Genomic DNA, 24,850 nt, shown 5'->3' with positions numbered 1-24,850 from the left:
TGGATTCGTTGACATTTTAGTCGGGCGCCCGTCTATTATCCGCTGAAGACACGAGGAGGACTCACCATGACCGTCGTCTCCCTCGGCGTGCACATCGTGGACGTGCTCGCCAGACCGGTGGAGTCGATCCCCGCCGGGCAGGACACCCACCTGCTGGAACAGATCCGGGTCACCGCCGCGGGCGCCGCCGCCGCGACCGCCGTCGACCTGGCCGCGCTCGGTGTCCCGGTGTCCTCGGTGGGGGCGATCGGCGACGACGAGCTCGGGGACCTGCTCGTCATGATGATGAAGCGGCGCGGGGTCGACGTGACCGGGATCGTCCGCAAACCGGGGGAGCAGACCGCGGCCTCGATCCTGCCGATCCGTCCCGACGGCGGCCGCCCGTCCTTCCACGTCCCCGGAGCCAACCTGGGCCTGTCCACCGCCGACGTGGCCCGCGAGGCCGTCCTCGGCGCGCGGGTCGTGCACCTGGGCGGCATGGACGTCACCTGGGGCCTGTACGACCCCGCGTTCTACGCGCTGCTGGACGAGGCCCGGGCGGCGGGCACGATCGTGACCATGGACCTGCTGTCCAACATGCCCGACCTCATGCAGGGGGTGCGCAGCTTCCTGCCGCACGTCGACTACCTCCTGCCCAACGAGGAGCAGGCGCTGCTGATGAGCGGCGCGGGCGAGGGGGGCGACGTGGAGGAGGCCGCGCTGTCCCTGCTGCCGGAGGGCCCCTCGGCCGTCCTGGTCACGCTCGGCGCGGGCGGGAGCCTGATCGCCGGCGCGGGGGGCCTCACCCGCGTGCCCGCCCTCGACGTGCCGGTGGTCGACACCACCGGGTGCGGCGACGCCTACTGCGCCGGTTTCATCGCCGGTCTGGTCGACGGCCGCGACGTGGCCGGCGCCGCCAGGCTCGGCACCGCGCTGGCCGCCCGCGTCGCCGGGGGCCTCGGCTCGGACGCGGGCCTGGACGGGGCGCGGGAGCTCCGGGACGAGCAGTGACCCCGCCGTGACCCCGCCGCGGCCCCGCCGCCCGCGACCTCCGGGTCGCGAAAGGGCGGCGGGAGCGGTAGCGAACCGCCCGAACGCATCCAGACGTGAACCCAGACGTGACTTCACAGACGTGACTTCAGACGTGAAAGGACGACGCATGTCCATCGACGCCGAACTCAGGGAGCGGGCCGCCAAGGTCGTCCCCGGCGGCATGTACGGCCATCTCAACGCGGCCCTGCACGGTCCCGCCTACCCGCAGTTCTTCGTCGGGGGCGAGGGATGCCGCCAGCGTGACGCCGACGGCCGCGAGTACGTCGATCTCATGTGCTCCTGGGGGCCCATGGTCCTCGGCCACCGCCACCCCGCCGTCGAGAGCGCCGTCGCGGCCCAGCTCGCCGCGGGCGACTGCCTCAACGGCCCCGGCCCCGTCTACGTGGAGCTCGCCGAGCTGCTGGTGGAGACCGTCCCGCAGGCCGACTGGGTGATGTTCTCCAAGAACGGCACCGACGCCACCACCCAGGCGCTGATGGTCGCCCGCGCCGCCACCGGCAGGACCAAGGTCCTCATGGCGCACGGCGCCTACCACGGGGCCGACCCGTGGTGCACGCCCAGCACGGCGGGGACCACCCCCAACGAGCGCGCGGACCTGGTCGAGTTCACCTACAACGACCTCGCCAGTGCCGAGGCCGCCGCGGCTCAGGCGGAGGGCGACGTCGCCGCGATCATCGTGACGCCGTTCAAGCACGACTCGTTCGAGGACCAGGAGCTCGTCGCCGCGGAGTTCGCCCGGGGGGTGCGGGCCCTGGCCGACCGGATCGGCGCCGCGCTGGTGATCGACGACGTGCGCGGGGGCTGGCGGATCGACCTGGGCGGCTCCTGGGAGCCCCTGGGCGTGCGTCCCGACCTGTACGCCTTCAGCAAGGCCATGGCCAACGGCCACCCGATCGCCGCCGTCACCGGGGTGGACTCCCTGCGCGGGCCCGCCCAGACGCTCTACTCCACCGGCTCCTTCTGGTTCAACGCCGCCCCGATGGCCGCGGCCAAGGCCACGATCGAGACGCTGCGCGCCGTCGACGGCATCGCGCTGATGGAGCGTGCGGGCACCCGCCTGCGCGAGGGGCTGGCCGCCCAGGCCGCCTCCCACGGCTTCACGGTCAACCAGACGGGGCCGGTCCAGATCCCGTGGCTCTCCTTCGAGGGCGACGCGACGCTGGACAAGGGCATGTTCTGGGCCGCGGCCTGCCTGGAGGAGGGGGTCTACCTCCACCCCTGGCACAACTGGTTCCTGTCGGCCGCCCACACCGACGCCGACATCGACCGGGCACTGCAGGGCACCGACGCCGCCTACGCCAAGCTCAGGGCCCGCTTCGGCGCCGACTGAGACCCGGCCCGGCGTCGGGGGACGCCGGGCGGGGACGGCGGTGTACGGCTAGCGCCGGGCGTCGCTCCGCAGGCGGCACCACTGCAGGTCGTCCAGGCGCGTGCCGCCGGGGCCGGGCAGCAGCCCGCGCAGCAGGGCCTCACGGGTGAAGCCCGCCCGCTCCAGCACGCGCTGCGAGGCGATGTTGCCGGGCGAGGTGCCCGCGATGATCCGGGCCAGGGGAGTGTGCTCGAAGGCCCAGCCGACCAGCAGGTCCACCGCCCTGGCGGCGAAGCCCCTGCCGCGGAACTCCGGCAGCACGCTGTAGCCCGTCATGGCCTGCCCCAGCGGGGGGATCACCCCGCTGAGCTGGATGTCCCCGGCGAACGCGCCGGTCGCGGCGTCCAGGATCGCGATCTCGGCCCCCGTACCGGCCAGCCAGTTGGCGCCCGCGGTGCGGCACCGCTCCTCGGCCTCCTCGAAGGTGCAGGGTTCGGGCGGGACGCTGTACCTCATGATGTCGGGCAGGTTCCGCATCGCCAGGTAGTCGGCGGTGTCGGCGAGGGTGAGCCGCCTGAGCCGGACGACCCCGTCGGTCAGCGAGCCACCGGGGAACTCCGGCAGGAGGGGCCTCACGCGCTCGCCGGAGTCGCCGGGCAGGCGCGCGAAGGCCACCAGGTCGTGGCGGGTGCCGTCCCGCTGCTCCTCGGCCCCGCGCCGCATGCCCTCGCGGTGGAAGCCGGCGGCCATGGCGACCCGCTGGCTGGCCAGGTTCTCCACGTTGGCGAGCAGCTCGACGCGCTTCGCGCCGTGCTCGAGCCCCCAGCGGGTCAGCGCGGCGGTGGCGGCCGTGGCCACCCCGCGGCCCCGCGCCCACGGCGCGACCAGGTAGCCGATCTCGGTGGTGCCACGGGGGCGGGCCATGAGGCCGATGTTGCCCAGCCACTCGTCCGTCCCCGCGTCCGCGATCGCGAACGGGGCCCCTCCGGCCTGCCACTCCTGCCGGGTCTGCTCCAGGTATTGGATCGCGTCGTCCCGGGTGTACGGCACGGGGATGAGGGGGATGAACCGGACGATCTCCGGGTCGGCGCAGGCACGGACGATCGCCTCGGCGTCGGAGGGGGCGAGCGGCCTCAGGACGACGGGGCCTGCCGGAATCAGATCATGGGGAAACACATCACAACAGCTACCAGGTGCCGTCCCGGAGGGGCGAATCGTTTTGCAGCATTTTGTGGCGCTTTGTGAATCGTTTCCGCCCGATCGCCCCCTGGGCCCCTCCGCCGTCCCTGTCCTCGTACCGCGGCACTCCGCTCCGCTTCCCCCGGCCTTCCCTCGCTTTCCCCGCTCCCTCCGGGCGACCGGGGCGGGGGCGTCCCCGGCCGTCCGAGGACACCGCCGCGCGCCGATAACCTTGCGGACATGGGTTTTCGCAGGCATGGGCCGTTTCAGGCCGGGGATCAGGTGCAGCTCACCGACCCCAAGAACAAGCGCCACACGGTGACGCTGAAGGAAGACGGCGTGTTCCACACGCACAAGGGCGGAATCCCGCACAGTGAGCTGATCGGCCAGCCCGAGGGGTCGGTGGTCCGTTCGTCCGGCGGCACCCAGTACCTGGCGTTCAGGCACCTCCTCCAGGACTACACGCTGTCCATGCCGCGCGGCGCGGCGGTGATCTATCCCAAGGACTCGGCCCAGATCGTGGCCATGGCCGACATCTTCCCCGGCGCCAAGGTGGTGGAGGCGGGCGTCGGCTCCGGCGCGCTCACCTGCTTCCTGCTGCGCGCCATCGGCTCCGAGGGCACCCTCACCTCGTACGAGCGGCGCCAGGACTTCGCCGAGATCGCCACCAAGAACGTGGAGAAGTTCTACGGCGGCCCGATGAAGCAGTGGCGCCTGGTGGTCGGCGACTTCGTCGAGGATCTCGACGAGAGCGACGTCGACCGGATCATCCTGGACATGCTCGCCCCCTGGGAATGCGTGGACGCCGCGGCCCGGGCTCTCACCCCGGGCGGGGTGATCTGCTGTTATGTCGCGACCACAACCCAGCTCTCGCGGACGGTCGAAACTCTGCGGGAGCACGGGAGTTTCACCGAGCCCCATGCGTGGGAGACCCTGGTTCGTGACTGGCATGTCGAGGGGCTCGCCGTGCGGCCCGACCACAGGATGGTCGGCCACACCGGGTTCCTGGTCACGGCCCGTCGCATGGCCGACGGGGTGACGCCACCACCTCGACGTAGACGTCCGGCGAAGGGGGCCAATGGCGAGGAGTCCACGACTTCCACGTCTTCCGCCACATGATGACGATTCGGCCACGACGGTCCGTGAGAGCGTGACACGGAAGCAGACCTTCGTGTTCTTATACTTCTAGGACTAAAAGCGCCAAAAAGGATTAATCATCACGCACTTAATGTAGTCATATGAACACTGCTCAGCCAGGTAAGGGACAGCCCTTAGATGGGTAGGGTTTTGAGTAGTCGGTCTCGACTGGGAAGGAGGTGACGCCGTGGCAGCTCGCGACGACGCTGAGGCTCGTGCCGCGCAGCGCGAACGGGAGGTCGCCGACCTCACAACACAGGTCTCCTTCCTGCAGGAGGAGATCACCGCGTTGCGTCGGAAGCTGACGGAGTCTCCCCGGCAGGCCAGGATTCTCGAAGAGCGTCTCCATGACGTACAGGCGAACCTCGCGGCCGTAACCGGCCAGAACGAGCGTCTGGTGGCCACCCTCAAGGAGGCCAGGGACCAGATCGTCGCCTTGAAGGAGGAGGTAGACCGGCTGGCGCAACCGCCGTCCGGGTTCGGTGTGTTCCTCGAAACCAGGGAAGACGGCACGGTGGAGGTCTTCACCGGTGGCCGCAAACTCAGGGTGAACGTGAGTCCCGCGGTGGACGTCGAGTCGTTGAAGCGCGGCCAGGAGGTCATGCTCAACGAGGCGCTCAACGTGGTCGAGGCCCTCGGCTTCGAGGACCTGGGCGAGATCGTGATGCTCAAGGAGCTCCTCGAGGACGGCCAGCGCGCGCTGGTGATCTCGCACGCCGACGAGGAGCGGGTGGTGAAGCTCGCCGAGTCGCTGATGGACCAGCCGATCCGGGCGGGCGACTCCCTGCTGCTCGAACCCCGCTCGGGCTACGTCTACGAGCGCATCCCCAAGTCCGAGGTCGAGGAGCTCGTCCTGGAGGAGGTGCCCGACATCTCCTACGAGGAGATCGGCGGGCTCATGCGGCAGATCGAGCAGATCCGGGACGCCATCGAGCTCCCGTACCTGCACGCCGACCTCTTCCGCGAGCACAAGCTCCGCCCGCCCAAGGGCGTCCTGCTCTACGGGCCGCCCGGCTGCGGCAAGACGCTCATCGCCAAGGCCGTCGCCAACTCCCTGGCCAAGCAGGTCGCGGAGAAGACCGGCCAGTCCGGCAAGAGCTTCTTCCTCAACATCAAGGGTCCCGAACTTCTCAACAAGTACGTCGGCGAGACCGAGCGGCACATCCGCCTGGTCTTCCAGCGGGCTCGCGAGAAGGCCTCCGAGGGCACCCCGGTGATCGTGTTCTTCGACGAGATGGACTCGATCTTCCGGACCCGAGGCTCGGGCGTCTCCTCCGACGTCGAGAACACCATCGTTCCCCAGCTCCTGTCGGAGATCGACGGCGTCGAGGGCCTGGAGAACGTCATCGTGATCGGCGCCTCCAACCGCGAGGACATGATCGACCCGGCGATCCTGCGGCCCGGCCGCCTGGACGTCAAGATCAAGATCGAGCGGCCGGACGCCGAGGCGGCCAAGGACATCTTCTCCAAGTACCTCATCCCCGAGCTCCCGCTGCACGCCGAGGACCTCTCCGAGCACGGCGCCAACCGCCAGGAGACCATCTCCGGCATGATCCAGCGGGTCGTCGAGCGGATGTACACCGAGAGCGAGGAGAACCGCTTCCTCGAGGTGACCTACGCCAACGGCGACAAGGAGGTCCTGTACTTCAAGGACTTCAACTCCGGCGCGATGATCCAGAACATCGTCGACCGCGGCAAGAAGATGGCGATCAAGCAGTTCCTGGAGACCGGGCAGAAGGGCCTGAGGATCCAGCACCTTCTGGCGGCCTGCGTGGACGAGTTCTCCGAGAACGAGGACCTGCCCAACACCACCAACCCCGACGACTGGGCCCGCATCTCCGGCAAGAAGGGCGAGCGGATCGTCTACATCCGCACCCTCGTGACGGGCAAGCAGGGCACCGAGGCCGGGCGCTCCATCGACACGGTGGCCAACACCGGTCAGTACCTGTAACCACGTGTGACCGGCGGCGCGGTTCCCCTCCTGGGGGCCGCGCCGCCGGCGTCTTCCCGAAACCCTCGTCGACGGTGCGAACGTTCGGCAGGTGATAAACCTTGTCCGGTTTTATCCATTTTTGTGGTTAAGGGTCCGTATTTCGGTTCACGTCCGTCCCGGAAGTGAACCGAAATAACGGCCGTCACAGGGAACCCGAATGATCGAGACGCCGTCCAAGTGGCGTGCGTGAACATTCCGGCCCGGCCGCCCGGTGAGCGGCGCGGGGTCCCGCGAGGCGCCTCGGGGAGGCGGCCGCCTCGCAGAGCTCGACCTCCTGCGCTTCCTCGCCGCCATGGCGGTGCTCGCCTTCCACTACTTCATCGCCTTCGCCTCGGTGTGGGGCGACCGCCCGGCCGAGCTGTTCCCGGCGATCTCCACCCTCTCCGGGCTCGGCATCCTCGGCGTCGAGCTGTTCTTCATGATCAGCGGCTTCGTGATCCTGATGAGCATCTGGGGGCGGGGCCTGGGGGCGTTCGCCCTCTCCCGGCTGGTGCGGCTCTTCCCCGCCTACTGGGTCAGCGTGGCCGTCACCGCCGCGGTCTACGGGCTGACGGCCGCCACGGCCCTGGACCCCAAGCTCGGCCTCGGCGAGTACGGGATCAACCTCACGATGCTCCAGCGGGCCTTCGGCGTCTACGACGCCAACGGCGTCTACTGGTCGCTGTGGGTGGAGCTCCGCTTCTACGTGCTGATCTCGATCCTGGTGATCGCCGGGGTGACGCTCAACCGCTGCCTGGCCTTCATGGGCGTCTGGCTGCTGGCGGCCGGGTTCTTCACCGGGAGCGACGAGGCCTGGGTCGACCTGGTGGTCATGCCCAAGTACGCGGCGTACTTCGTCGGCGGCATGGCGTTCTTCCTGATGACGAAGTTCGGCCCCAGGCTCGTCCTGTGGTGCCTCGCCGGGATCAGCGGCGGCCTGGCCGTGAACGCGGCGATCGACCGGGTGGCCGGGCGGATCGAGAACGTCGGCTACGCCGCGATGCCCGTGCCCGAGTGGGCCGTGGCCGCCACCGTGATCGGCTTCTACGTGCTCATGGCGATGGTGGCGCTCGGCTGGCTGGGGTGGCTGCGCTGGCGCGGCCTGGTCGTCCTGGGCGCGCTCACCTACCCGCTCTACCTGTTCCACACCCCGGCCGCGGTCCTGATCGTCCCCGCCCTGCGGGACGTGCTGCCGCCCCCGCTGACCGCGCTGGTCACCGTGCTGGCCGCGATGGCGTTCTCCTACCTGGTGTACCGGTTGGCCGAGCGTCCGCTTCAGGAGTTCGTCAAGTCCAGGAGGCGGAGAAGGGCCGCATCCCCGTCCCCGTCACAGCTCCCCGCGCTCTCCTCGATCCCCCTCGCAACGGGCGAAAAGGCTTCGGTGCCATAACTGTCCGACCACCGGGCATAGTGAAGGGTCTAGGGTCGGGAATAGATACCACGGAGAGAATCAGTCCCTGACGAACAGAGGGTGCGCATGACGGTACGGCGGGTGATGGGCATCGAGACCGAGTACGGCATCTCCGTGCCCGGACAGCCGGGGGCCAACGCGATGGTGACCTCCTCTCAGGTCGTGAACGCCTATCTGGCGGCCTCGGCCGCGAGGGCTCGGCGCGCGCGATGGGACTTCGAGGAGGAGAACCCGCTGCGGGACGCACGGGGGTTCGACCTCGCGCGGGAAGTGGCCGACCAGAGCCAGCTGACCGACGAGGACCTCGGCCTGGCGAACGTGATCCTCACGAACGGGGCCCGGCTGTACGTCGACCACGCCCACCCCGAATACTCCACGCCCGAGTGCACCAATCCCCGGGCGGCGGTGATCTGGGACAAGGCGGGCGAGCGGGTGATGCACGACGCGGCGGTCCGCGCCTCGGCGATGCCGGCCAACGCCCCGATCCAGCTCTACAAGAACAACACCGACAACAAGGGCGCCTCCTACGGCTGTCACGAGAACTACCTCATGCGCCGGGCCACCTCGTTCGCCGACATCGTCAGGCACCTGACGCCGTTCTTCGTCTCCCGGCAGGTCGTCACCGGCGCGGGCAAGGTCGGCATCGGCCAGGACTCCCGGGGCGAGGGCTTCCAGATCAGCCAGCGGGCCGACTTCTTCGAGGTCGAGGTGGGCCTGGAGACGACGCTCAAGCGGCCGATCATCAACACCCGGGACGAGCCCCACGCCGACCCGGAGAAATACCGCCGCCTGCACGTCATCATCGGCGACGCCAACATGTCGGAGATCTCGACCTACCTGAAGCTGGGGTCGACCGCGCTCGTCCTGGCCATGATCGAGGACAACTACTTCACCCGCGACCTGGCCGTGGACAACCCCGTCCAGGCCCTGCGCGCGGTCTCGCACGACCCCACGCTCAAGTACGAGATCTCCATGCGCGACGGCCGCAGGCTGACGGCGGTGCAGCTGCAGATGGAGTACCTGGAGCTCGCCCGCAAGTACGCCGAGGAGCGCAGCGCCAACGGCCTGGACGAGCCCACCAAGGACATCCTCGAGCGCTGGGAGTCGGTCCTCACCCGTCTGGCGGAGGACCCGATGCAGCTGTCCGGGGAGCTCGACTGGGTGGCCAAGCTGGAGCTCCTGGAGGGCTACCGCACCCGTGACGGCCTGCCCTGGTCGCATCCGCGCCTGCAGCTCGTCGACCTCCAGTACTCCGACATCCGTCCCGACCGGGGGCTCTACAACCGGCTGGTCGCACGGGGCCGCATGCAGCGCCTGGTCACCGAGGAAGAGGTCCAGCGGGCCATCGAGGTGCCGCCCAACGACACCCGGGCCTACTTTCGCGGCCGCTGCCTGAGCCAGTACAGCGAGTCGGTGGCCGCGGCCTCCTGGGACTCGGTCATCTTCGACATCCCCGGCCGCGAGTCGCTGCAGCGCGTCCCCACCCTTGAGCCGCTGCGCGGCACCAAGGCACACGTGGGCGAGCTGTTCGACCGCTGCCGTACCGCCGCGGAGCTGGTGACGGCGCTGACCGGCGAGCAGTGACTCACGCGAGGGGGGAGGCGGTCCGGCCGGGCCGCCTCCCCCCTCGTCATGCCCGCACCCCGTGACGGCCGGAGCCCGTCAAACCGGACACCCGGATTGACGGGGGACAGAGAACCGGGATACGTTCCGGGTGTTTTGTGGCGGTGCGAGGGAAATCCGGTGAAACTCCGGTGCGGTCGCGCCACTGTAACCGGCTCCCAGGAGCCGGAAGCCAGGTCACACTCGGCCGCCACCGACCTACGAAAAGGGACGCGTCAATCCCGGAGGAGGTAGCCGTGAGCCAGATCTCGGCACCGCACACCCAGCCCATCCCATGGCCCTCGCTCACCCGCTGGCTGCTCGCCGTACCGGTGCTGCTGCTCCTCGCCTACCTGGTCACCTTCGACCAGGGAGCGATCTCACAGGCGGGGAACTACCTGCACGAACTCATGCACGACGGGCGTCACCTGCTCGGCGTGCCGTGCCACTGAGCCACAGGTGATCACCAAACTCATCGTCCGGGGCCTCGTCGTCGGACTGCTCGCAGGGCTGCTCGCGGCCGTCTTCGCCTACACCGTCGGCGAACCTCGCATCGACCAGGCCATCGCGCTGGAGGAGGCGGCCGCGGCCGCCGCCCCGGCCGGACCACACGACGACACCGGGACCGCCGCCCACTCCCACGACGAGGAGGAGGCCCTGGTCAGCAGGGACGGGCAGCGCTTCGGGCTCTTCCTCGCCCTCGGCCTGTACGGCCTGGCGGTCGGGGGCCTGTTCTCCCTCGTCTACGCGGCCGTACGCGGCCGGGCGGGCCCCCGCTCGGAACCGGTGCTCGCGGTCACCCTCGCCGCCGCCGCGTTCACCTCCGTGGTCCTCATCCCCTTCGTGAAGTACCCCGCCAACCCGCCGGCCGTCGGTGACCCGGAGACCATCGACCAGCGCACCGTGCTGTACCTGGTCGCGGTGGTCATCGGGATCCTCGCCGTCGCCGCCGCGGTCGCCGCCTACCGCTACGCCTCGCGGAGCGAACCGTGGGTGCGCTGGCTGTCGGCGGGCGCCACCCTCCTGGTCCCCGTCGTCGCGGCCTGGATCCTCCTGCCGGAGATCTCGGAGGTGCCCCGGGGCTTCCCCGCCGACCTCCTGTGGGACTTCCGGGTCGCCTCCATGGGGACCCAGGTGGTCTTCTGGGCCGGCGTCGGCGCGCTGTTCGCCTTCGCCGCCCGCGGGCGCGGCCCGGTGTGACGACCCCCTCGGGGGTCACCCGCCTGCTCCTGGTCTGCCACGCCTCCACCTCGGCGACGGTACGGGCCGCGTTCCCGGGTGACGAACCACTCGACGAACCCGGCCTGCGCCGGGCCGAGGGGATGGCGCGGGACCTCGGCCCGGGTCCCGCGGCCTGCCCCGCCGAGCTGCGCTGCGTCCAGACGGCGGCGGCGCTCGGCCTGCGGGCCGAGCACGACCCGCTGCTGGCCGACTGCGACTACGGCCGCTGGAGCGGGATGACGCTCGGCGAGGTCGAGGCCGCGGAACCCGAGGCGCTCGCCTCCTGGCTCGGCGACCCCGGCGCGGCGCCGCACGGCGGGGAGCCGGTCACCGCGCTCCTGGCCAGGGTGTCCGGCTGGCTCGCCGTCCGCGCCCCCGGCAGGACCGTCGCGGTCACCCACCCGGCGGTCATCCGCGCCGCGGTCGTCCACGCCCTCGGCGCCCCCGCCCAGGCCTTCTGGCGCGTCGACGTCGCGCCGCTGGCCCGCGTGACGCTCACCGGGCGCGGCGGGCGCTGGCGGCTCAGTTACTTGCCATGACGGTTCGAGCGCCCGGCGACCCTTTGATTCGACGAGACGGACAGGAGATCCCGAAGGTGCGTGACTCCCGCTATCCCTTCACCGCGATCGTGGGGCTGGAGGACCTGAAACTCGCGCTGATCCTCAACGCGGTCTCCCCCCGCGTCGGGGGAGTGCTGGTCAGGGGGGAGAAGGGCACCGCCAAGTCCACGGTCGTGCGGGCGCTGGCCGCGCTCCTGCCACCCGTCGAGGTGGTGACCGGCTGTCGCTTCTCCTGCGACCCCGCCGCCCCCGACCCCGGCTGCCCGGACGGGCCGCACGAGGACCGTACCGAACCGGGCGACCGGCCCACCCCGCCCGCCACCGCTCGGCCCGCCACCGTTCAGCCCGGCATCACGCGGTCCGGGGGAGCGCGGGACGGCGCCGTGCGGTCCGGGGGAGCGCGGGACGGCGCCGTGCGGCCCGCCCGCCTGGTCGAGCTGCCCGTCGGCGCCTCCGAGGACCGCCTCGTCGGCTCCCTCGACATCGAGCGAGCCCTCACCGAGGGCGTGAAATCCTTCGAACCCGGCCTCCTGGCGAGCGCCCACCGGGGCGTCCTGTACGTCGACGAGGTCAACCTCCTGCACGACCACCTGGTGGACCTGCTGCTCGACGCCGCGGCCCTCGGCACCTGCTACGTCGAGCGCGAGGGGGTGTCGGTACGGCACGCCGCCCGGTTCCTGCTGGTCGGGACGATGAACCCCGAGGAGGGGGAGCTGCGCCCGCAGCTGCTCGACCGCTTCGGGCTGACCGTGGAGGTCCGGGCCTCGCGGGAACCGTCCCAGCGGGTGGACGTGGTCCGGCGCCGCCTGGCCTTCGAGGCCGACCCCGACGCCTTCGCCGCCGCCTGGGCAGGCGAGGAGCGGGCACTGGCCGCGCGCATCGCCGAGGCCCGTGCCAGGGTTTCCCAGGTCGTCCTGCCGGACGCGGCACTGCTCGGGATCGCCACCGTCTGCGCGGGGTTCGAGGTGGACGGGCTCCGGGCCGACCTGGTCACCGCCGGTGCGGCGATCGCGCACGCGGCCTGGCAGGGCCGCACCTCCGTCACCGCCGACGACGTAAGGGAGGCGGCCAGGCTCGCGCTCCCGCACCGCCGCCGCCGCGATCCCTTCGACGCGCCGGGCCTGGACGAGTCCAAACTCCAGGATCTCCTGGACCAGATCCCCGGCGACCCCGAGGATCCCGAGGACCCGGACGACTCCGGCGGCCCCGGGGGCACCGATCCGGACGGGCCCGCGCCCGACGGCGGCCCCGAGGCCGGGGACGCCACCCCGGAGGAGGCGGGCGACCCGGGCGCTCCCGGCGGCCGCGACGACAGGCAGGCCTCCCGGCTCGCGGCTCCGGACGCCCAGGACGGTCCCGGCCACGGGAAGCGGGAGCCCGCCTCCGCCGCGGACCCCGGCGAACCGCCGGAGACGGCCGGAGGAGCGCCGGCCCGCGAGCGGACCTTCGACGCCGAACCCGGGGGCAGGACCAGGCTGTTCACCGTCCCCGGTGTCGGCGCCGGGGCCCCGGGGCGCCGGTCGCGCGCCAGGACGCCCCTGGGCCGTACCACGGGAGCCCGGGTCCCCGAGGGCCACACCGGCTCCCTCCACCTGCGGGCCACCGTCGGCGCCGCGGCCCCGTACCAGGTCGCGCGGGGCAGGAGCGGGCCGGGACTGCTGCTGCGGCGCGGCGACCTCAGGGAGGCGGTCCGCGAGGGCCGCGAGGGCAACCTGGTGCTGTTCGTGGTGGACGCGAGCGGTTCGATGGCCGCCAGGCAGCGCATGCGGGCGGTCAAGACAGCGGTGCTCGGCCTGCTCCTCGACGCCTACCAGCGCCGCGACAAGGTCGGGCTCGTCACCTTCCGAGGCGCCCGCGCCGACCTGGTCCTGCCGCCGACCTCCTCCGTCGAGGCCGGCGCGGCCCGGCTGCGCGAGCTCCCCACCGGGGGGCGGACCCCGCTGGCCGCCGGCCTGCTGCGGGCCGTCGAGGTGCTGCGGGTCGAGCGCCTGCGCGACCCGTCCAGGCGCCCGCTGGTGGTCCTGGTCACCGACGGGCGGGCCACCTCGGGCACCGTCGAGGAGTCCCACCGCGCGGCGGGACTGCTGGCCGGGGTGGCGGGGGTGGTGGTCGACTGCGAGAGCGGCCACGTGCGCCTCGGCCTCGCCGCCTCGCTGGCGGCGCGGATGGGCGCGGAGACCGTACGCCTCGACGACCTCACCGACCTGGCCGGAATGGTCCGTGAGCGGCGCGGCGCCGCGTGACCGCGAAGAGCCGGCGAGAACGGCGGAACGGTGAGGGCGCCGCACCGTGTGAGGGTGAACGGCCGGTGAGGACGTCGTACCGCATGGCAGTGAGCCGTATGGCAGTGAGCCGCATGACAGTGAAAGGAGGGCGACGATGCCGCAGGGCAAACCCGTCAGCGTGCCCGAGGACGGCCTGACCACCAGGCAGCGCCGCACCCGGCCGCTGCTGATCGTCCACACGGGACCGGGCAAGGGCAAGTCCACCGCCGCCTTCGGCCTGGCCCTGCGCGCCTGGAACCAGGGCTGGCCGATCGGGGTCTTCCAGTTCGTGAAGTCCGCCAAGTGGCGCATCGGCGAGGAGCGAGCGCTGAGGGTGCTCGGCGACTCCGGTGAGGGCGGGCCGGTCTCCTGGCACAAGATGGGCGAGGGCTGGTCCTGGATCCAGCGCCCCGGCAGCGAGGAGGACCACGCCGCCGACGCCCGCGAGGGCTGGGAGCAGATCAAGCGCGACCTCGCCGCCGAGACGTTCCGCCTGTACGTGCTCGACGAGTTCACGTACCCGATGAAGTGGGGCTGGATCGACGTCGACGAGGTGGTCGACACCCTGCGCGGGCGCCCGGGCGGCCAGCACGTCGTCGTCACCGGCCGCGACGCCGACCCCCGGCTGCTCGACGCCGCCGACCTGGTCACCGAGATGGGCAAGGTCAAGCACCCCATGGACGCCGGGCAGAAGGGCCAGAAGGGCATCGAATGGTAGCCCGGCTGGTCATCGCGGCCCCCGCCTCCGGGGCGGGCAAGACGACCGTGGCGACCGGTCTGATGGCCGCCCTCGCCCGCCGGGGCATGGCGGTCTCCCCGCACAAGGTGGGGCCCGACTACATCGACCCCAGCTACCACGCCATGGCCACCGGCCGCCCCGGGCGCAACCTCGACCCCTGGCTGGTGGGGGAGGAGCTCGTCGCCCCGCTGCTCCTGCACGGGGCCGCTGGGGCGGACATCGCGGTCGTGGAGGGGGTGATGGGCCTGTACGACGGCGCGGGCTCCACCGAGTTCGCCTCCACCGCGCACGTCGCCAGGCTGCTCGGCGCCCCGGTGGTCCTGGTCGTGGACGCGGCCAAGCAGAGCCGCTCCGTGGCGGCGCTGGTGCACGGGTTCGCCTCCTACGACACCCGGATCAGGCTCGGCGGGGTGATCCTCAACCGGATCGGCTCCGAACGGCACGAGGCCATCTGCCGCGAGGCGCTCGCCGAGAGCGGTGTCCCGGTGCTCGGCGCGATCCGCCGCAGCGACGCCGTCGCCACCCCCTCCCGGCACCTGGGCCTGGTTCCCGCGGCCGAGCGCCGCACCCAGGCGGTCAGGGCGATGGACGCCGTCGCGGACCTGGTCGCCGCCTCCTGCGACCTGGAGGAACTCCTGCGGCTGGCCCGTACCGCGCCGCCGCTGCCGGCCGTCCCGTGGAGCCCGGGGCCGCCCGCCGCTCCCGTCACGAGGATCGCGGTCGCCGGGGGGCAGGCCTTCACCTTCGGCTACACCGAGCAGGCGGAGCTGCTGGCGGCGGCGGGCGCCGAGGTCGTCCCCTTCGACCCGCTCGTCGACGAGACCCTCCCCGAGGGGGCTCGCGGGATCGTCATAGGGGGTGGCTTCCCCGAGGTCTACGCGGCCGAGCTGTCGGCCAACGAGCCGTTGCGCGACCAGGTCGCCGCGTTCGACGGGCCGATCTCGGCCGAGTGCGCGGGCCTGCTGTACCTCGCCAGGAGGCTGGACGGCAGGCCGATGTGCGGGGTCCTCGACGTCGAGGCCAGGATGACCGGCACCCTCACCCTCGGCTACCGGGACGCGGTGGCCGTCCGCGACTCGCCGCTCACCAGGGACGGGGAGCGCTACCGGGGCCACGAGTTCCACCGCACCGCGGTCGAGCCCGCCCCCGACCGGCCGCTGTTCCGCTGGCGGGGCGGCGCCGACGGGTTCGCCGACGGCCGGATCACCGCCTCCTACCTGCACCTGCACTGGGCCGGCAGTCCCCGGCTGGCCTCCAGGTTCGTCGAGGCCTGCCGCCGCGTCCCGGTCGTCTGACCGCTCCCTGCCCCGGATCGCCCCGGATCGCTCCGGGCCGCCCCGGATCGTCTCGGTACGGCCCGGGCTGATCCGGGCCGGGCCGAAGCGGTCGGAAACGACCCGAGGTTAGATCGAACCAATTTGTGATGATTGGCGAAGATTCGGGATGTGTTGAATGCCGGGGATGCCGGCGCCCGGCCTTTTCGCGGTTTCTCGCGCTCCATCCGTTCTGATCATTTATGCCCGGCCGGAAAACGCGTCCGGCCCGGCCGCCGCGGGGCATCCCGGCCGCGCGGGAGGCGGGCCCGCGTGGCGGGAGAAAGGAGGAAGACGGACGTTTCCCGTCCGGAATGTCCGGCCAAGGCCGCGCGAGATCCCGCAAGGTCCCGCGAGCTCTCAGGTGAAGGCGTCCGGCGGCAGCCGGGCCGCGGGCAGCCGTGGCGGGGCCAGGGTCACCCTCTCCGCATGGAGGATCGCCGACAGCATGCGGCCCGCCTGCCCCATGCCGATGCGGGCCGCCGGGTCGCGCCGGAGCAGCCCCTCCAGGACGGGCCACAGCATCCCCGCCCGCGCCACCGGCCCCGGGTGCCCGCCGCCCCCAGGTTCGCGCGGCGCCGGCGTACGGGACAGGGGGCGCGGCGGCCGGCCCTCCACCGCGAAGTACAGGCTCGCCCCGAGCGACCACAGATCGCCCGCCGGGGTCGGTGGCCCGCCCCGCAGCCGCTCCGGCGCGACGAAGGTGGGAACGTGGACGACCGGTACGGTCGCGAGGGTGTCCGGGTCACCGTGCAGCGCCGCGATGCCGAAGTCGGCCAGCACCACCCGGTCGCCGGTCAGCAGGATGTTGCGCGGGTTGATGTCCCGGTGCAGGACGCCCGCCCCGTGCGCGTGGCGCAGCCCGCCCAGCAGCTGGAAGCCGATCCACGCCACCCAGTGGATCGGCAGATGGCCCAGGTGTCGTACGGTCTCCTTGAGCGTGAGGGCCTCCAGCAGCTCCATGACGATCCAGAGCCGCCCGTCCTCCTCGATCAGGTCGTGCACGGAGATCACCGCCGGGTGGTTCAGTCTCCCGGCCGAACGCGCCTCGCGCAGCGCCCGTCGTCGCGCCTCACGCATGTCCGCCCCGTCCTCGCCGAACCGGGGCTGGATCTCCTTGATCGCCACGTTCCGCCTCAGCAGGGAATCGTGGGCTCGCCACACCGTGCCCACACCGTCCTGCCCGATCGGCGAGGCCAAGTGATAACGATCACCTAGTAAGCGTGCCTTTCCCGCATCTGTTCCCATGAATCACCTGCTGCACATAGAAGCCGGGCCCCTCAGCTGATTCATATTTTCACTTGGAAGAGTGCACTATGTGATTACCTATGGTGATTCTCGGTAACGATTCAGACGCATGGGCGTGATGGGATTTTGTTCCATGCCCGTAAATCCTGATCGGGGAATCAGGAAGATGGCCCGGAGGTCGGCGAAGGCGTTTCGGATACGCTCGCGGACGTTCTCAGGCCGCGCTGAAGCAGCGCACGTCCTCGAGCATCTTCGACGTCCGCTCGGCGCTCAGCCGCGCCCGCGGATCCTTGCGCAGCAATCCCCGCAGCACCGGCTCCAGGGCACCCGCCCGCTTCGGCGCGCGTGGCGGCTCGCGCAGCGCCGCCACCAGCGCCGCCATCGAGTTCACCGTACGGAACGGGGTCCTGCCCTCCACCGCCATGTACAGCGTCGCGCCGAACGACCACATGTCCGCCTCGCGGGTGCCGCCCCTGCCCTGCAGCGCCTCCGGCGCGATGAACGCCGGAGTGCCCCGCGTCGAGGTCGTCGCCGCGCCCTCCGGTGCGGCGAAGCCGAAGTCGGCGAGCACCACCCGGTCGCCGGTCAGCATGATGTTGGCGGGCTTGATGTCGCGGTGGATCACCCCGCCGTCGTGCGCGTGCCGCAACGCCTCCAGCAGGCGGCATCCCATCGCCGCCACCAGGTCCACCGGGAGCGGGCCCGCCTGCACGAGCGTGTCGTGCAGCGTCAGCGCCTCAAGGAACTCCATGACGATCCAGAGGCGCTCGGCCTCCTCGGTGAGGTTGTGCACCGTCACGATGCCCCGGTGGCTCAGCCGCGCCGCCATGCGCGCCTCCCTGACCACCCGCCGCCGCTGCTCGGCCGCGGCGGCACCCGGTGGCAGGAGTATCTCCTTGAGGGCCACCTCTCGCTCCAGAAGCAGGTCGTAAGCGCGCCAGACGACGCCGGTCGCCCCCTGGCCGACGCGTGAGACGAGCTTGTACCTGCGCGCGATGATGGTGCTCACCCCCCAATGATCGCAGTTTCCAGCCCCGAAGGCCTACCTGGAACGTTCCTTATCTCTCCAGGAGTGTCGGATGCGCCCGGATTCCTGGGTGACGATGCTCACAGGGGCGTACGGGGTCACGGGGCTCGTGCGAGACCGCGCGGGTCGTGCGAGGGCTCACACGAGGCCGATGCCGAGCAGCAGCGTGCCGGCGCCCAGTGACACCCCGCCCGCCGGGACCAGCCAGATCAGCCTGTTCGGCTTCGTGTCGGAGGGGCGCACCACGGACAGGAAGAAGCCCAGCGGCATCAGGATCGGCGCCGCCACGATCAGGATCCGGGACAGGTCCTTCAGACCGCCGGACAGGTCGGCCTGATCGATGTAGAGCAGCGCGACGAGCGCGAAGAGCACCAGGACGCCCGCGTGCGCGTGCCCGGCCCGCCACAGGCCGCGCCGCACTGGATTGTCCAGGTATCCGGGGACGCCCCGCATGATCTGCGCGAGCAGGGAGACCCCGCCGAAGGCCACGGCGGGCACGGTGATGAGGAGTATTCCCGCTGTGTTCAGCGACGACGGTGACATGGGGGACCTCTCGTTGGATAGTGAAGCTAGCCAATTATTGGATAGGAGTGCTATCCGGTCAAGGGCGGGTGGATTCGCTTCGACGTCCGCGGGAGGGCTTCCTGCTCGGCGGGTTCGGCGGGCCGTGCCGGGCGGGGTGCGCCGGGCGGGGGTCAGGTGGCGTCGACGAGGACGGCGCTGGCGCGGGCGAAGGTGTGCCGGAACTCCTTGAGCGGCCTGTACTCGGCGGAGTTGTAGAAGTTCAGCGCGCTCTGCTTGTCGGGGAACTCCAGGATGACCGCGATCGCGGGCTCGTGGTCGCTCTCCAGGGCGATCGGGGCGGTGTCGCGCCTGATCGGCCGGCCGCCGAAGCGCGCCACGACGGACAGGGTCTCCTTCTCGTACCGGGCCATCTTCTCCTCGTCGTCCGGCGTGACGGTTATGACCATGTAGGTGCTCATGTCGTTCTCCTCTTCAAATTGTTTGCTAGTACGTGAACTATGAAACAGTTCGGCGGGAGGGAAGGCAAACCGATCCGTTGTGAGACTGCTCACAACGCTTCGTCACTTTGCATAGAGGCGTACGATCGAGACATGAAGGCGTTCGTTCACCCCGCCCGCGAAGACCTGCGCCTGGACGCCGTCCTGGAGGCTCTCGCCCACCCCCTGCGCCTGCGGATCGTCGGGCGTCTCGCCGAGGGGGAGGAACTGACCTGTTCCACCACCCTGCCCGACGTCAACGCCTCGACGGCCAGCCGTCACTGGCGGGTGCTCAGGGAGGGCGGCATCCTGTGGGCGCGGCGCGAAGGGCGCATCATCACCCACACCCTGCGGCGCGAGGACCTCGACGCCCGCTTCCCCGGCCTGATCGACACCGTCATCGCCGCCGTCGACGACGGTGAGACGAGAGCGCCTCTCCCGGATGGAGCCGCCACCGGATGAGGATGGAGCCGCCACCGGCTGAAAGGCGCCCGGATTTGCCTCGGGACCTCGGGGAAGTTTCCCTGGCGGGCAGGACCTCGGCACGGCCCGTTCGGGTTCCCGTAAAGATCGCGGGACGATCCGCGCGCAATGTCGCCCGGTTCGGGGAAGATATGAATCAGATCCGTCCCCCAGGTGGAGGTGCCACACATGGCAAGCAAGGACACCGGCGGCCAGAAGCAGACCGGCCGTACCGACAAGGAGGTCGAGGAGACCGCCGCGGCGGAAACCTCCGACGTCCAGGAGCGTCAGGAGAAGCTCTCCGATGACGTCGACGCGATCCTCGACGAGATCGATGAGGTCCTTGAGGAGAACGCCGAGGAGTTTGTGAGGAGTTACGTGCAGAAGGGCGGACAGTAGGTCCGCCCGGCCGAACCCAGGTCAGGGGTGAGGGCGGATCCGGCGAGGAGCCGGCAGACCCCTCCTGACCGCGGGCCCGGCCCGGCGCCCGCCGGGCCAGGCGGGCGGGTGACGCGCGGCCGTCCCCCGCCGGGAGCGCCTTTCCCGGTGCTCCGCCCGCGAACGCCGCGAACACGCTGAGCCGACAGGGGGACCCTCCGGGAACGGTTCCCGGAGGGAACGAGAACCGTCCGGAGTACGAAGCGGGAAGGCGCGGGCCGAATCCGGTCGCGATCGTGCCCGGCCCGGCGGGCCGGCCCTTTCCCACCGACCCCTTTCCCACCGACCCCTTTCCCGCTGACCCCTTTCCCGCCGGCCCCGCCACCTCCGTGGCGAGAGCCCGCGAGGGAGGACCGCGAGCACCGGGTCCCCGCGAAGTCCTTCCGCGAGCACCCTCCTGCGCCTTCCGCGGGCACCGTCCTGCGCCTTCCGCGGGCATCGCCCCCGCCTTCCGCGAGGACGCCCTCGCGCCTCTCGGCGGCCGCTCAGGCCCCCTCGGGCGCCCGCCCGCCCTTCCCCCGGGCGCCGCCCCGTCCTCCGGCAGGACCCGGTCCCGCGCCCTCCGAGGCCCGGGCGGGCCGCCGGCTTCGCCACCCTCGTCCTCGTCGTGTCCGGCGGGATCCACGGCGGTTCCGGCGACCGGGACCGATCACCCCAAAGATTCAAAAGCCCGCCGAGGGGGGTTCGCGCTGAGCTGATCCAGGGAAGTGCAAGCAGCACGGCAAGATGAGTAAGGTCGGGCCTTAAAGGACTGCACCTTTGGAGGGAGTCGCGTGGGATCTCACAGGGACCTGCCCGCCGGCATGGTGAATCACATCTTTACCGACACCGGGAGCTCCTCGTTCACCGAGTTCGTCAGGTCCCATTCGCCGGACTTGCTGCCTGGCCGTAACGAGACCTTGGCAACCCCGGTGGGCGATCAGATCCCGCACGCCACCACGATCGTGGCGGCCATGTGCGCCGGTGGCGTGGTGATCGCGGGAGACCGCCGGGCGACCTCCGGCAACATCATCTCCCAGCGTGACATGGAAAAGGTGTTCCGCACCGACGACCACTCGGGCATGGGCATCGCCGGGGCGGCGAGCACCGGCATCGAGATGGCCCGCCTCTACCGGGTGGAGCTCGAACACTACGAGAAGCGCGAGGGCCGCACGCTCTCGGTGGCGGGCAAGGCCAACAGGCTCGCCACGATGATCCGCGGCAACCTGCCGATGGCGATGCAGGGGCTCGTGGTCGTCCCGCTCTTCGCCGCCTACGACCCCGACGTCGACGGTGGCCGCATCTTCAGCTACGACGTGGGCGGCGGCCCCTACGAGCAGCGTCACCACCACGCGATCGGATCCGGCTCGATCTTCGCGCGGGGCTCTCTGAAGAAGCTCTACCGCGAGGGCGCCTCACCCGAGGACACCGTGCTGACGCTGATCCAGGCCCTCTACGACGCGGCCGACGACGACTCGGCGACCGGCGGCCCGGACGTGATCCGCAGGATCTGGCCCGTCGTCGCGGTGATCACCGCCGACGGATACCACAGGCTTCCCGACGAGGAGGTCGGAGAGCTCGTCCGGGTCGTGGTCGAATCCCGGGCGGACCGCCCCGACGGCCCCGCCGCCCCGCTGCGCTAACACGAGAGGATCACCCCAGGTGTCCATGCCTTTTGGATATGTCTCGCCCGAGCAGCAGATGCGGGACAAGGCGGACTACGCGCGCAAGGGGATCGCGCGGGGCCGTAGCGTCGTCGTCCTGCAGTACGAGGACGGCATCCTGTTCGTCGCGCCCAACCCGTCCCGTGCCCTGCACAAGATCAGCGAGATCTACGACAAGATCGGGTTCGCCGCGGTCGGCCGCTACAACGAGTTCGAGGCCCTGCGCCTCGGCGGCATCCGATACGCCGACATCAACGGCTACACCTACGCCCGCGACGACGTCACCGCCCGGGGCCTGGCCAACCTCTACGCGCAGAACCTCGGCCAGATCTTCACCGAGTCGCTGAAGCCGTTCGAGGTGGAGATCGTGGTCGCCGAGGTCGGCGACTCCTCCGACGAGGACCACATCTACCGGCTGACCTTCGACGGCTCGGTCTTCGACGAGGCGGGTCTGGTGGCCATGGGCGGCCAGGCCGAGGCGGTCGCGGGCCGTCTCAAGGAGCGCTACCGCGACGGCCTGTCGCTGGCCGAGGCGCTGGAGGCGGCGCTGTTCGCGCTGACCGAGCCGGGAGGCGAGCGCTTCCCGGCGAGCCAGCTGGAGGTGGCGGTGCTCGACCGCAACCGGCCGCACCGCAAGTTCCTGCGGCTCAACGGCCCCAGGCTGGAGCGACTGCTGGCCGACGGGGCCCCCGCCGCCGAGTCGGCCGCCCAGGCGGCCAGGGACGAGAACCCCCTCTCCGCGCCCGAGACGCCCGGCGCCCCGCCGACCGCGCCCGACGGCGACATCGACACCGGATCCAGCGGCTGACCGCTTCCACCGGCGACACCGAGCGCCGCCCCCGCCAGGGAGCGGCGCTCGGTTGTGTCCTGGATCACATCGTCTTCGGGCAACCGATCCCGTCCCGCGGCGGTCACAGTCTGCGTGAAGAACAGCACCTCCCGGGCCTGGACCAGGCTCGTTCCCGCCTTGACCGCCCCCGCCGCCCCGCGACGACCCGGTGCCGCCCTCGCCGCCCCGCGACGACCCGGTGCGGTGCTCGCCCTGCTCGCGGCGGTGGCGCTGGCGTCCGGCTGCGCCCCTGAGACCGCCTCCAGGACCGCCTCCGCGCCTCCCCCCGCCGCGGCCTCCTCCGCGTCCGTCCCCTCCGCGTCCGTCCCCTCCGCGTCCGCTTCGACGGGCGCGCCGGACCCCGCGGCGGAGCCCACCCCGGCCTCCGGGCCCGCGGCCACCCCCGAGCTCTTCGGTACCGAGTTCCAGGCCGCTCCCGAGCACGACTGGAGCAAGGGGCGGCCGCCGCCCTTCGAGGGCGTCCTGCGGGGCTGGCTCACCGACGTGGACGACAACGGGGTGGCCGAGTACCGGCCGATCCGCTTCGTCCAGCGCGACGGCGAGGACGGCCACTTCGACGGTCCCGAGGAAGGCGACGTGGTCCGCTATTTGGCGCCCATCGCCGAGGACGTGCGGTTCCTCGCCGACAGCGGCTGCGACGGCACGACACAGACCTACGACAAGGCCACCAACCTCGGCACCGAGAGCTGCTCCCGCCGGACGCTGATCGACAACGTCAGGGAGGCCGCCTCCCTGACCGGGGTCGAGGGTCTCCACCGGCCGGCCCTGATCACCACCGAGAACGGCAGGATCACCAAGGTTGTCGAGATCTTCTGGCAGGGCGGGGGCTGATCGGGGCCGCCGGTCCCGGCTCCTCCGCGCCACCCCGTGCCCGGCGGGAGCCGGGCACGGGCCGTGTCCGCCCCTGTCCGCCCGCGTCCGTGCTTAGCCGCTCACAGCCCGGGGCATAAGCCGTACGACCGAAAACCCCATGATCCCTCCCGCGAGAGGGGTTCGGCGAATAGTGTGAGGCAATGGATCGTCGCATCTTCGGGCTTGAGAACGAGTACGGCGTCACCTGCACGTTCAGGGGGCAGCGGCGGCTGTCACCCGACGAGGTAGCGCGTTATCTATTCCGCCGTGTCGTCTCCTGGGGCCGATCGAGCAACGTCTTCCTGCGCAACGGGGCACGCCTGTATCTCGACGTGGGCAGCCACCCCGAGTACGCCACCCCCGAGTGTGACAACGTCGTGGAGCTCGTCACCCACGACAAGGCGGGCGAGCGCATCCTGGAGGGCCTCCTCGTCGACGCCGAGAAGCGTCTCCGCGAGGAGGGCATCGCCGGCGACATCTACCTGTTCAAGAACAACACCGACTCCGCGGGCAACTCCTACGGCTGCCACGAGAACTACCTGGTCGGCCGGCACGGCGAGTTCGGCCGCCTGGCCGACGTGCTGATCCCGTTCCTGGTCACCCGGCAGATCATCTGCGGGGCGGGCAAGGTGCTGCAGACCCCGCGGGGAGCCGTCTACTGCGTCTCCCAGCGGGCCGAGCACATCTGGGAGGGCGTCTCCAGCGCCACCACCCGGTCGCGCCCGATCATCAACACCCGCGACGAGCCGCACGCCGACGCCGAGCGGTTCCGCCGCCTGCACGTCATCGTCGGCGACTCCAACATGAGCGAGACGACCATGCTGCTCAAGGTCGGCGCGACCGACCTGGTGCTCCGCATGATCGAGGCGGGCACCGTGATGCGCGACCTGTCCCTGGAGAACCCGATACGGGCCATCCGCGAGGTCTCCCACGACATGACCGGGCGGCGGCGGGTCCGGCTGGCCAACGGCCGCGAGGCGTCCTCGCTGGAGATCCAGGAGGAATACCTCTCCAAGGCCCGCGACTTCGTCGACCGCCGCGGTGGCGACGAGATCAGCCACCGGGTGCTGGAACTGTGGGAGCGCACCCTCAACGCGGTCGAGACGGGCAACCTCGACAAGGTCGCCCGCGAGATCGACTGGGTGACCAAGTACCAGCTGATCGAGCGCTACCGCAAGAAGTACGACCTGCCGCTGTCGAGCCCCAGGGTCGCCCAGCTCGACCTCGCCTACCACGACGTGCACCGCCGCCGTGGCCTGTTCTACCTGCTGCAGAAGCGCGGCGCGGTCGAGCGGGTGGCCTCCGACCTGAAGATCTTCGAGGCCAAGTCGGTGCCGCCGCAGACCACCCGGGCCCGGCTGCGCGGTGAGTTCATCCGCAAGGCGCAGGAGAAGCGGCGCGACTTCACCGTCGACTGGGTGCACCTGAAGCTCAACGACCAGGCGCAGCGCACCGTGCTGTGCAAGGACCCCTTCCGCAGCGTCGACGAGAGGGTGGACAAGCTCATCGCCGGAATGTGACGGTCATACTTCGGCAAGCTCGTCCCGGCCTTACCTCCTCCGTACGCCGGGACGGGTAGTGTGGCCGAAC

23 protein-coding genes and 1 riboswitch are annotated in these 24,850 nt (G+C 71.1%); of the genes, 18 read left to right on the top strand and 5 right to left on the bottom strand.

What is annotated here, in order from left to right; all coding sequences use genetic code 11:
- Positions 1-66: 66 nt before the first annotated feature.
- Positions 67-990, top strand: coding sequence for a sugar kinase (locus AB0G15_RS07740; RefSeq protein ID WP_362836429.1), 924 nt, complete (start codon positions 67-69; stop codon positions 988-990).
- A 148-nt stretch (positions 991-1,138) separates the two neighbouring features.
- Positions 1,139-2,362: an aminotransferase class III-fold pyridoxal phosphate-dependent enzyme gene (locus AB0G15_RS07735; protein WP_362686084.1), complete on the top strand. Its 1,224-nt coding sequence runs from the start codon at positions 1,139-1,141 to the stop codon at positions 2,360-2,362.
- Between the two features lie 48 nt (positions 2,363-2,410).
- On the opposite strand, the gene AB0G15_RS07730 is transcribed toward AB0G15_RS07735, so the two are convergent.
- Positions 2,411-3,517 carry a GNAT family N-acetyltransferase gene (locus AB0G15_RS07730; protein ID WP_362836427.1) on the bottom strand — a complete coding sequence of 369 codons (1,107 nt, stop codon included), beginning with the start codon at positions 3,515-3,517 and terminating at the stop codon, positions 2,411-2,413.
- Positions 3,518-3,760: 243 nt separating this feature from the next.
- Between AB0G15_RS07730 and AB0G15_RS07725 the strand changes: the two genes are divergently transcribed.
- From AB0G15_RS07725 to AB0G15_RS07680, 10 genes are all read left to right on the top strand, one after another.
- Entirely contained in the window at positions 3,761-4,639 is an 879-nt protein-coding gene (locus tag AB0G15_RS07725; RefSeq protein WP_362686090.1) for a tRNA (adenine-N1)-methyltransferase, read from the top strand.
- 205 nt (positions 4,640-4,844) lie between these two features.
- Positions 4,845-6,608, top strand: coding sequence for a proteasome ATPase (gene arc, locus AB0G15_RS07720; protein WP_362686093.1), 1,764 nt, complete (start codon positions 4,845-4,847; stop codon positions 6,606-6,608).
- Between the two features lie 253 nt (positions 6,609-6,861).
- Complete coding sequence (locus tag AB0G15_RS07715; protein WP_362836425.1) at positions 6,862-8,019, top strand: acyltransferase; 1,158 nt, start codon at positions 6,862-6,864, stop codon at positions 8,017-8,019.
- Positions 8,020-8,106: 87 nt separating this feature from the next.
- Positions 8,107-9,624 (top strand): depupylase/deamidase Dop, encoded by a 1,518-nt coding sequence (gene dop, locus AB0G15_RS07710; protein ID WP_362836423.1) that lies wholly within the window; start codon positions 8,107-8,109, stop codon positions 9,622-9,624.
- Positions 9,625-9,735: 111 nt separating this feature from the next.
- Positions 9,736-9,865: riboswitch (cobalamin riboswitch) on the top strand.
- 34 nt (positions 9,866-9,899) lie between these two features.
- Positions 9,900-10,094: a CbtB domain-containing protein gene (locus tag AB0G15_RS07705; RefSeq protein ID WP_362686101.1), complete on the top strand. Its 195-nt coding sequence runs from the start codon at positions 9,900-9,902 to the stop codon at positions 10,092-10,094.
- A gap of 7 nt (positions 10,095-10,101) precedes the next feature.
- The gene (locus AB0G15_RS07700; RefSeq protein ID WP_362836421.1) at positions 10,102-10,842 is read left to right on the top strand and encodes a CbtA family protein; all 741 of its coding nucleotides are present in this window, start codon (positions 10,102-10,104) and stop codon (positions 10,840-10,842) included.
- Complete coding sequence (locus AB0G15_RS07695) at positions 10,839-11,402, top strand: histidine phosphatase family protein (protein WP_362836419.1); 564 nt, start codon at positions 10,839-10,841, stop codon at positions 11,400-11,402. Before AB0G15_RS07700 ends, AB0G15_RS07695 begins: the two co-directional genes overlap by 4 nt.
- A 56-nt stretch (positions 11,403-11,458) precedes the next feature.
- Complete coding sequence (locus AB0G15_RS07690; protein ID WP_362836417.1) at positions 11,459-13,666, top strand: VWA domain-containing protein; 2,208 nt, start codon at positions 11,459-11,461, stop codon at positions 13,664-13,666.
- 136 nt (positions 13,667-13,802) lie between these two features.
- Positions 13,803-14,405, top strand: a complete 603-nt coding sequence (gene cobO, locus AB0G15_RS07685; RefSeq protein WP_362836415.1) for a cob(I)yrinic acid a,c-diamide adenosyltransferase — start codon at positions 13,803-13,805, stop codon at positions 14,403-14,405.
- Positions 14,399-15,721: a cobyrinate a,c-diamide synthase gene (locus AB0G15_RS07680; RefSeq protein ID WP_362836413.1), complete on the top strand. Its 1,323-nt coding sequence runs from the start codon at positions 14,399-14,401 to the stop codon at positions 15,719-15,721. Before cobO ends, AB0G15_RS07680 begins: the two co-directional genes overlap by 7 nt.
- Positions 15,722-16,099: 378 nt before the next feature.
- Here AB0G15_RS07680 and AB0G15_RS07675 read toward each other — a convergent pair whose 3' ends face one another.
- The 4 genes from AB0G15_RS07675 to AB0G15_RS07660 all read right to left on the bottom strand — a co-directional run bounded on the left by AB0G15_RS07675 (position 16,100) and on the right by AB0G15_RS07660 (position 18,997).
- Positions 16,100-16,939 carry a serine/threonine-protein kinase gene (locus AB0G15_RS07675; RefSeq protein ID WP_362836411.1) on the bottom strand — a complete coding sequence of 280 codons (840 nt, stop codon included), beginning with the start codon at positions 16,937-16,939 and terminating at the stop codon, positions 16,100-16,102.
- Positions 16,940-17,201: 262 nt separating this feature from the next.
- Complete coding sequence (locus AB0G15_RS07670) at positions 17,202-17,996, bottom strand: serine/threonine-protein kinase (RefSeq protein ID WP_344743373.1); 795 nt, start codon at positions 17,994-17,996, stop codon at positions 17,202-17,204.
- Positions 17,997-18,152: 156 nt separating this feature from the next.
- Entirely contained in the window at positions 18,153-18,557 is a 405-nt protein-coding gene (locus tag AB0G15_RS07665) for a hypothetical protein (RefSeq protein WP_362836409.1), read from the bottom strand.
- Positions 18,558-18,709: 152 nt separating this feature from the next.
- Positions 18,710-18,997, bottom strand: coding sequence for a DUF1330 domain-containing protein (locus AB0G15_RS07660; protein WP_362836407.1), 288 nt, complete (start codon positions 18,995-18,997; stop codon positions 18,710-18,712).
- A gap of 132 nt (positions 18,998-19,129) precedes the next feature.
- On the opposite strand from AB0G15_RS07660, the gene AB0G15_RS07655 reads away from it, so the two are divergent.
- The 6 genes from AB0G15_RS07655 (at position 19,130) to pafA (ending at position 24,780) form a co-directional block, all read left to right on the top strand.
- A complete protein-coding gene (locus AB0G15_RS07655; RefSeq protein ID WP_362836405.1) occupies positions 19,130-19,477 on the top strand; it encodes a helix-turn-helix domain-containing protein in 348 nt (115 codons plus the stop codon).
- Positions 19,478-19,666: 189 nt separating this feature from the next.
- Entirely contained in the window at positions 19,667-19,876 is a 210-nt protein-coding gene (locus AB0G15_RS07650) for a ubiquitin-like protein Pup (protein WP_362686132.1), read from the top strand.
- A gap of 842 nt (positions 19,877-20,718) precedes the next feature.
- Positions 20,719-21,537: a proteasome subunit beta gene (prcB, locus tag AB0G15_RS07645; protein WP_362836730.1), complete on the top strand. Its 819-nt coding sequence runs from the start codon at positions 20,719-20,721 to the stop codon at positions 21,535-21,537.
- 25 nt (positions 21,538-21,562) lie between these two features.
- Entirely contained in the window at positions 21,563-22,366 is an 804-nt protein-coding gene (gene prcA, locus AB0G15_RS07640) for a proteasome subunit alpha (RefSeq protein WP_362686135.1), read from the top strand.
- Between the two features lie 114 nt (positions 22,367-22,480).
- The gene (locus AB0G15_RS07635) at positions 22,481-23,239 is read left to right on the top strand and encodes a hypothetical protein (protein ID WP_362836403.1); all 759 of its coding nucleotides are present in this window, start codon (positions 22,481-22,483) and stop codon (positions 23,237-23,239) included.
- A 182-nt stretch (positions 23,240-23,421) separates the two neighbouring features.
- Positions 23,422-24,780 (top strand): Pup--protein ligase, encoded by a 1,359-nt coding sequence (pafA, locus tag AB0G15_RS07630; RefSeq protein WP_030904553.1) that lies wholly within the window; start codon positions 23,422-23,424, stop codon positions 24,778-24,780.
- Positions 24,781-24,850 lie beyond the last annotated feature (70 nt).

The organism is Streptosporangium sp. NPDC023825 (assembly GCF_040639575.1).
Classification (GTDB): Bacteria; Actinomycetota; Actinomycetes; order Streptosporangiales; family Streptosporangiaceae; genus Streptosporangium.
Note: the sequence above shows the minus strand (reverse complement) of the source record. Positions and strands in the feature narration are given on the sequence as shown.